The organism is Armatimonadota bacterium, from assembly GCA_020354555.1.
Taxonomy (GTDB): domain Bacteria; phylum Armatimonadota; class Hebobacteria.
Genome location: CP070648.1, coordinates 2167827 through 2175735, shown reverse-complemented (window position 1 = coordinate 2175735; position 7909 = coordinate 2167827). Strand labels below are relative to the sequence as shown.

Annotated in this window: 6 protein-coding genes; 3 read left to right on the top strand and 3 right to left on the bottom strand. The window is 61.4% G+C overall.

Annotation, left to right across the window (positions count from 1 at the left end):
• Positions 1-566 precede the first annotated feature (566 nt).
• The 3 genes from JSV65_08905 to JSV65_08895 form a co-directional block, all read right to left on the bottom strand.
• Positions 567-1706: a beta-lactamase family protein gene (locus tag JSV65_08905; GenBank protein UCH36455.1), complete on the bottom strand. Its 1140-nt coding sequence runs from the start codon at positions 1704-1706 to the stop codon at positions 567-569.
• 27 nt (positions 1707-1733) lie between these two features.
• A complete protein-coding gene (locus JSV65_08900) occupies positions 1734-1853 on the bottom strand; it encodes a zinc-binding dehydrogenase (protein UCH36454.1) in 120 nt (39 codons plus the stop codon).
• A 328-nt stretch (positions 1854-2181) separates the two neighbouring features.
• Entirely contained in the window at positions 2182-2898 is a 717-nt protein-coding gene (locus JSV65_08895; protein ID UCH36453.1) for a GNAT family N-acetyltransferase, read from the bottom strand.
• A 643-nt stretch (positions 2899-3541) separates the two neighbouring features.
• On the opposite strand from JSV65_08895, the gene JSV65_08890 reads away from it, so the two are divergent.
• From JSV65_08890 to JSV65_08880, 3 genes are all read left to right on the top strand, one after another.
• A complete protein-coding gene (locus tag JSV65_08890; protein ID UCH36452.1) occupies positions 3542-4924 on the top strand; it encodes a hypothetical protein in 1383 nt (460 codons plus the stop codon).
• A 1366-nt stretch (positions 4925-6290) separates the two neighbouring features.
• A complete protein-coding gene (locus tag JSV65_08885) occupies positions 6291-7244 on the top strand; it encodes a hydrogenase small subunit (GenBank protein ID UCH36451.1) in 954 nt (317 codons plus the stop codon).
• Between the two features lie 69 nt (positions 7245-7313).
• The coding region (locus JSV65_08880; protein UCH36450.1) for a nickel-dependent hydrogenase large subunit at positions 7314-7909 on the top strand (596 nt) is incomplete at its 3' end.

Below are 7909 nucleotides of genomic sequence, written 5' to 3'. Positions count from 1 at the left end.
TATCGCAATGCTAAGTTCTCGATTTCTGATGGTCCGGGTCTATAATAACGCAGGCGAGAGCGTCTTGCTCATGATCTTGCTCCATGCCGTGGGTAACACAGCGCATGTCTTGCTTCCCAATGATGATGTTGCCACTCCGCTAGGTGCGCTGCTAACCAGTGGCCTGTTCGTGTTGACCGCCATACTTGTTTGGGTATTCTGGCGCCCGAAGACTCCGTCTGCTACGATCTGTTTCGACTGATACAGTGGCCGCCACGTCGGCGGCGCGTACGTCTGGTGCGATGATGGCGCCGGTCTCGAGGGCAACTGTGGATGTTAAGTGGCCGTGGGACACCCGTATGGTTGTGCTGGAAGGCCCCGAAGCTGGTGCACGAAGGCGAGGGCCGGCCGCGGGAACAGACGCGCACGGGACATCAATGTTCGGGCTGGTCTTTGGGGTCTGGTTGATGGTCCGAGGGCCGCGAGCGAAGCTCATGGAACGACTGGCCGGCTGAGCCAAGTGTGTGACGTGAAGGCCGCAGTATGCAATAGGACCTCGCCCTGCCCCTCGTGCTCGGTTGACTGCATTACTCCGGGCGCCGTTCCCTTGCCCGAGCCAGCACCGGCAGGACCGTTGAGAGAACAAACTTCACATGCCTCGATGGGTGGTCCATCTGGTTCATTGTCCCCGTGACGACGTCCCCGGTTCCGGTCACGTAGGCATACGAGTTGTTGGATCCTGAGACACCGATCAGGTGAGGGAGCTGCCACAAGGCGAAGAACATCCGGCCTGGGCGCCAACGCCACGTGCCATAGCCGTAGTCGAGGCCGCGCCTGATGGCGTCCTCTGACCAATCCGATCCCAGCAAATCCAGCCCCACCGGGCGTCCGGCTTTCAGGCCGCGCATCAGCTTGCCCAGATCCTCTGCGGTGGTAGCCAACCCACCGCCGGCCTGGTCGAGCGTAAGGCATGGCAACCCGGCGAGGTTAGTGTCGCCTGAAAAGGTATCCGCGAAATGGCCGGCCCCCTCCGGGGCGGGCTCGAAAACGTGGTACCAGGTGTGCGTCATCCCAAGCGGGTCGAGTACCCGTTCGTGAACCACCTGGTGAAACGGTCGTTGCGTCGCCCCTTCGAAGACCATCCCCAGTAGGTCCCAGTTGAGGTCGGAATAGAGGAACTTATTGCCGGGCGCGGCGAACGCCTTGTAGTGGTCCCGTGCGTAGCCGACGAGCTGGGCGCGGCTCCAAGTCCGTTGCGGTTCGGCCAACATCAGCTCCACGAGGCCCGGAGCACCATCCGCGGATGGGTGCATATCGCTGTTGAAGTAGTCCGGCAAACCAGAGCGATTGGCCATTAACATGCGCGCCGTGATCTGCTCGACGGCCTGCTCTCCACCCGCAACCGGCAAACCCTTGAGCACACTCTTGGCGATCCACGTCGCGATCGGTGCGTCGACGTCAATAGCGCGCGCTGCCGCCAGATCGAATGCCGTCGCAGCCATGACGATCTTGCCGACGCTAGCCGAGAGGAAGGGTGTGTCCGGCCGCATGGGACGCCCGTTCCGCTCGTCCGCTATGCCGTTGGCCCAGGTGCCGCGGATCCCCGTCCTCGGCGAGTCGACATGGAGCACGGCGTTCCGAACGATCCTGCCGTCCACGGATTTCGCGACTGCCGCTGCGAGCTTGCTTCTAGCTTTGGGAGAGTCTACCGCGAATCGCCTCAACATCGAGAATCTCCGTCGGGTGTTCGACGCTCACACGCTGATCACCGTCTTGCCCCGGGCGTGCCCTTCGCCCTGGCGGGCGATGGCTTCGTGCACCTCGCCGAGCGCTATTCGACGGGCGACGGCCGGTGTGACCCTACCCCTTTCCACGAGATGTACGTCCTCCGCAAGAATAGGGCGAATGCTAAGTTGGACTTCTCGATCAATGAGCGGGGCTTCCTGCTCGAGGCGACCTACATACCAAGCCCCGCAACCGTCACCCCCAGGCCCACTCTCCGCTCCTCCCGCCCGATGCCTCCTCCGCCCCCAGGGAAGCCATCCTGGCGCGGAGAAAAGCGCTGCGGTTGGGGAGGGTTGTGACGAGGCGTCGTTTCCTGGCAGTAATCAGCAGCACTCTGCCGCCAGGGGCCTGGACACCTTTCTCGTTTCATGCTATCTGAGGAGCGACATCATACGGCAACATGGCTCTGTTCCTGTCTCACTCGGTAGCGGGGACACGCCTCAGATCGAGCGCCATCACCCGCGAGCAGAAGTCGCTCTTTGGGCGCCCCCTCGCCATCGCGGCGCGCACCTCCGCCATCACTTCCGGCGGGGAGTTGCCCTCTGCCCATCCGGGTATCAGTTTGCTTTGCACCTCGAAACCGACGACTCCGAATCCCAGTTTGGCGTAGGTCGTCCACGGAAGCTGACCGGCCCACGCCGCGTACTCCAACAGTCCTTCCGGCGCGCCAAGCGCGACCACCAGGGCATAGTCGCGGTGCCGGGCCCACCTGACCGATTCCCTGCACAGCGCTGTGCCAATGCCTCGCCCGTGATAGCGAGGATCGGGATCATCTGTCACCGCGGCGCTTTCCAGCGTCCTTCCCACATGGAAGCAAGCGTGACACCATGCCGGGCCGCCTAACCCAAGTCTAGACGTATGTGCCGCCTCTGACCACCACGAAGATTCGGGCAACCACCGGCTCCATTCCGGCCAGCGCTTACTCATGCCCTCCGGCAGAATGACTCGATAGCAGTGCAGTTGCCCTACACACCGGTCGCCCGCCCAGGCCGCCATGCCGATGGTGCCTTGGTCATTGAACAGGCCTTCGATATTCCCTCCGTCCGGCAAGCAGCGCAGCAGGACACAACCGAGATCGCCTCTCTCGATCGCTCGAACGGTTATCGGTATGCCCTCCGGCGATGTCAATGCCATGGAAATGTCCATCCCGGCAGCCGCGTACATCTCATGCGGTGCAGGATAGTGAGCGTCTGATTATCGGGCCGTGGGACGGACAAGTCAAGCGACCACGCAATCGCAGCTCATCTTCCTTGCTTCGCTGGATTCCCGCCAAAGCAGGGGTCGGTTCCACGCGAGTGCCATGGCCAACGACCTGTGCGCCCTCCGCGTTCTTGGCACATTCGGCATGTTGCAGATTTGAGTGAATGACGGGCCGCTCCTGTCCTACGGGGGCAACACGCCGCAGCCTCTGCAACTGTCGCCCTCAGCCCCATTCTCCGCTTCTCCCGCTCGATGTCTCCTCCGCCCACAGGGAAGCGATCCTGGCGCGGAGAAAAGCGCTGCAGGTGGGGAGCGTTGTGGCGAGGCGTGAGGACTATCGTAGGCTTGTCGCGGGCCACAGGAGGCAACAGCCGGGAGTCCGGAGCGGTGCCGCAGTCCATCCCTTGATCCATCACAGCATCCCTGAGGACCGGCAACACCGATTGTGCCGCTACACTCTGCGACCTTTCTTCGCTGCTGCCCGGCTCGTGTTGTGAGACGCGCGGAGCACGACCCCCCCGCCTGATTCACTGAAACTGTCATACGCCAGTTGTCCTTTGCACGTGGAGGGCGCACCATGAAGTACAGCATCCGTCTCGTCAGCAGCTACCCGCCCAGGGTATGTGGCATCGGACGATTCTCAGAGAATCTGGCCACTGCTCTGGCGAGGCTTTCCGCCGTGGGCGACATACGAGTGGCGGCTATTGCCAACGATGACAGATCCTACAGCATTCCGGTCGATCTCGTCATCGACCAGTACGATCCACAGTCGTGGCGCGAGGCCGCCTCGGACATCAAGGCCAAAGCGCAAACTGACGATTACCCCCACATCGTAATACTGCAGCACGAATACGGTCTCGACGGCAGAGACGCAATGGGCACCAACTATGTCGATATGGCCAAGCGTCTGCACGACGAGGGATTGACGACACTGGCCTATCTTCATACCGTCCTGAGACACCCGAACGCCCACCAAAGTCGAACTCTGCAGGCGCTGGTTGAGAACACGGATGGACTCCTCGTCACCCTCAGCGGAGCGATTGATATTCTCAACGCTACCTACGGCATAGACCGATCGAAAATCACGCATATAGATCATGGGATACGAATCCGCGACATCACGAAAACGGACAGACTGCATATCAAACAGGAATACGGCTTGGAGAGCAAATTCCTCGCCACGACTCTCGGCCTTCTTTCGCCGGACAAGGGCGTTCACTACGGCGTCAGAGCCTACGCGAGATTCCTTGACGCGTCGTGCACCGAGAAGCAGCGGCAGGACATCGTCTACCTGATCGCCGGTCAATATCATCCGGGATTCGTGGAATCCGCCGGCGGCGACGCGTACCGGGAGTATCGCAGACTGCTGCATGAGACGCTCGCGGATTCCGGATTGCGATACTGCGAAGTAGGAGGCCTGCGCGGAGTGGATTTCGACGAATATGATGTCTGCTTTCTCGAGGCCTATCTGAACGAGGATTTGCTGCGGGCGCTGTACGGCGCAACCAACACGATGATACTTGCTTATCTCAATCCGGAGCAGGTATCCAGCGGAATCCTGGCGGACACAATTGGATCAGGCAGGGTGCCGATATCATCGAAAACAATGTACGCGAAGGAACTGCTCGGCGTTGACTCGGATGACACGGGAGCGATACTGACATCGAGGGGAGTGCTGGTGGACCCGGCAGAGCCTTCGGTGGATCAGATTGCGCAGGGACTTGATTACCTGGTGTTCAATGAGAAAGAGCGTTTCGAAATGGAGCAGAATGCCCGCGCCAGAGGCTACGAGATGAGATGGGACAACAGCGCGTGGAAGTTGATGCAATTGATCGGCGCTATTGAGGAAGACAAGTCAATCGTAACGGGAAGAGGGCGTGAGTTTACCCGGCAAAGAGAATCTCAACTTCAGCCACTTGAGCACAAATGTCCTTGTCAACCGCCCGCGAAGCCGGCCTAGCGCCGGGGCCTGGGTTGGGCCGGGGTTGTGTGCCCGGCGTTGCTCTTGTATCATCTCCGGCCAGAGCGCGGCGCCTTTGGGCGCCGCCGTCGCGTCGAGGAGCGGAACTGGCATGGAGGTCTTTGCTGCATCTGTTGTTGTCATCGTCCCCGCGCTGGTGATGGGGGCGCAGTGGGCCGGCAGGCACCGCCGATCACGCCCGCTCAGACGCGGTTTCGATTCCCACCCGGTAGCCAAAACGTCCTGACATCGAAATCTGCCACCTCGTCCACGGTTAGAGAAAGTTACGATCTCAGGTCGTTTTCCTCCACCATGCCTTTGTGCTCGAAACCTCTCTCTCTGAAAACGGAGGCCGCAGGGCCTTCATGCCCTGGTGGCCGATTCACGCGCACGATTCGCGCGATTGTGGCGCACAGCGGCCGCGGAAAGCTGTGGACTTGGTGCCTGCCGTTCGGCCCCGTTTTGCCCCAAGAAAGCCCTTTCGCCTCTCTGTTTCTGCAAGAGCTGGGGATGTGCCCCAATCAGTCCACAGTTAGAGAAAACGGCGATTCTGAACTCAAACCCGCCCATCGCTGGCAAAGGTTTCCATTGCCATCCGGAGTAGGACTATCGCGTTTTCGAACCCGCGTATCGCTATCATCCTCAAGCGTCTGGGACTGAGCGCCGCTGGCGCGGTCGTGGCAGCCACCGATTCACATCCAAACCCTTACATTCGAGCCGAGTTCCCGCGAAAACGGCAAGAGGAAGCGCTTGCCGGACAGAGAAAGCGAAATGTGTTGCTAGGTTGCCAAGGAGGTCGGCGTCGCGGTTAGCCGTCCATGAGACCGGCTGTAGCGGCCAGGCGCGGGTGAGACCCGTAGTTGCTGGCTGCTACGGGGAAGCCGATCCCGGCGTGGAGAGAAGCCGTGCAGGTGGTGAGCGTTGTGGCGCGGCGTCAGCTTGCGTCAACGCGCGTCAGGCGTCTGCGGCACTCTGCCACCAGGGGCGTGAGCACCTTTCTCCTTTGATGTCATGCTATCTGAGGAGCGACATCTTATGGGCTTTGCCAGGCGCGATCTTTTCAAGCGATTGCTGAGCGAGAGCTCAGCGCGAGCGCTACGGCTTATCGGCGGCACCCCTTGGGAGCGATTAGCGGAGATCGGCGACGACTCCCGCTTATCTGCCGAAGAAGCGGGACTCGCTCTGGGGCGTAGGAGGACGGAGGAGAAGGGCCTGAGGCCCTCAGAAGCCAGCCGCCGAAGGGCAAGGTACGATGCCAGTATTCGTACTTCGGCGCCAGTAGAGGTCGAGCCGATAGCCGATGCTGGCGATGAAGCAGGAATCTGATTGGATGGAGCCGACCTATAGAGAACAAGGAGGGCGATCAATGAACATCAGCCGTCGCGATTTCCTAAAGGGTTCTGCGGCCGCGGCTGCGGCGCTTGGCATTGGACCTCTGCTCTTCAACGGTAAACAGGCATTGGCGGCCGAGGACGGCGCTCGTGTCGTATGGTTACAGGCCCAGGGGTGCACCGGCTGCTCGGTATCGCTGTTAAACAGCATCTACTACACTACGATTGACGACCTCCTGCTCAACACCCTGGATCTGGAGTACCACCCGACCGTGATGGCCGCTGCGGGAGAAGCGGCCGTATCGGCGGCTGAAGCGGCCTACGCCCAGGGCGGTTACGTGCTTGTGGTCGAGGGCGCCATCCCGACGGCCGTGGGAGGGGAGTACTGCTACCTCTGGCCGGGGATGACAGCACTCAAGGGAGTCCGCCGTTTCAGCGAGAACGCTCTGGTCACCATTGCTGTGGGTACGTGCGCCTCCTACGGCGGCATGGCCGGGGGGAGCCCCAACCCGACACGAGCGCAAGGCGTAGCGGACGTAGTCGGGCACAGGCCGGTCATCAACATCCCGGGCTGCCCGGCACATCCGGACTGGGTTGTGGGAACCATTGCCTACATCCTGACCCATGGCGCGATCCCCCGGCTGGATAACCTCCGTCGGCCCACCGATTACTTCCAGCACACGGTCCACAGCCAGTGCCCGAACAGGCAGAAGTTCTTCGATCGCAACCTCTTCGCCTCGACCCTGAGCGAAGAGGGCTGTCTCAGCAGACTCGGCTGTAAGGGGAGGTGGGCCGTTTCCGATTGTCCGTTCCGTCGATGGAACAGTGGCGGGGCAGGCGAGACCGGCGTGAACTGGTGCGTCGGGGCCAGGAGCCCGTGTCAGGGATGCACGGAGCCCGAGTTCCCGGACGGGATGTCTCCGTTCTTCACGCTGGAGGAGGGGAAGGTGAAGGTCAGCGCGCGAGGCGCCGACGGACCCGCGTGGTAAGGCTCGACGACCGGTAGAAGTGGACTCCTTGCTTCGAAACAGCGTAGCCATGGGATAGAGGAGGTTCAGATGCATACCATAAAGCTCGACCCGACGACGCGCATCGAGGGACATCTAGACATCGAGGTGACCGTCGACGAGGTGGGGGGCGTCCCCCAGGTCGTAGACGCCCATAGCTCGGGGACCATGTTCCGCGGCTTCGAGATTATGCTCCAGGGCCGGGACCCGGTGGATGCCGTCCACTACACCCAACGGATCTGTGGGGTGTGTCCAATCTCCCACGGCATGGCAGCCGCCATGAACCTCGACTCCGCCTTTGGGGTGCTGCCCCCGGATAACGGCAGAATCGTGCGCAATCTCGTACTCGGCGCCAACTTCATCATGTCGCACATCCTCCACTTCTACAATCTTGCAGCCCCGGACTACATCAACACCACCGGCATCCTCGACATGTCGCCCTGGGTGCCTCGATACGTGACGCCAGATATGGTGACGGGGACCACTGCTGTCGGCCTCGTGCAGCACTACGTGCAGGCTCTGCAGATGCGGCGGAAGGCCCACCAGATGGGAGCTATCTTCGGCGGCAAGTTGCCATGCAGCCCCATCTTCGTTCCCGGCGGCTCGACCGAAGTCGTGACCCAGGAGAAGATCGACCAATTCGGCCC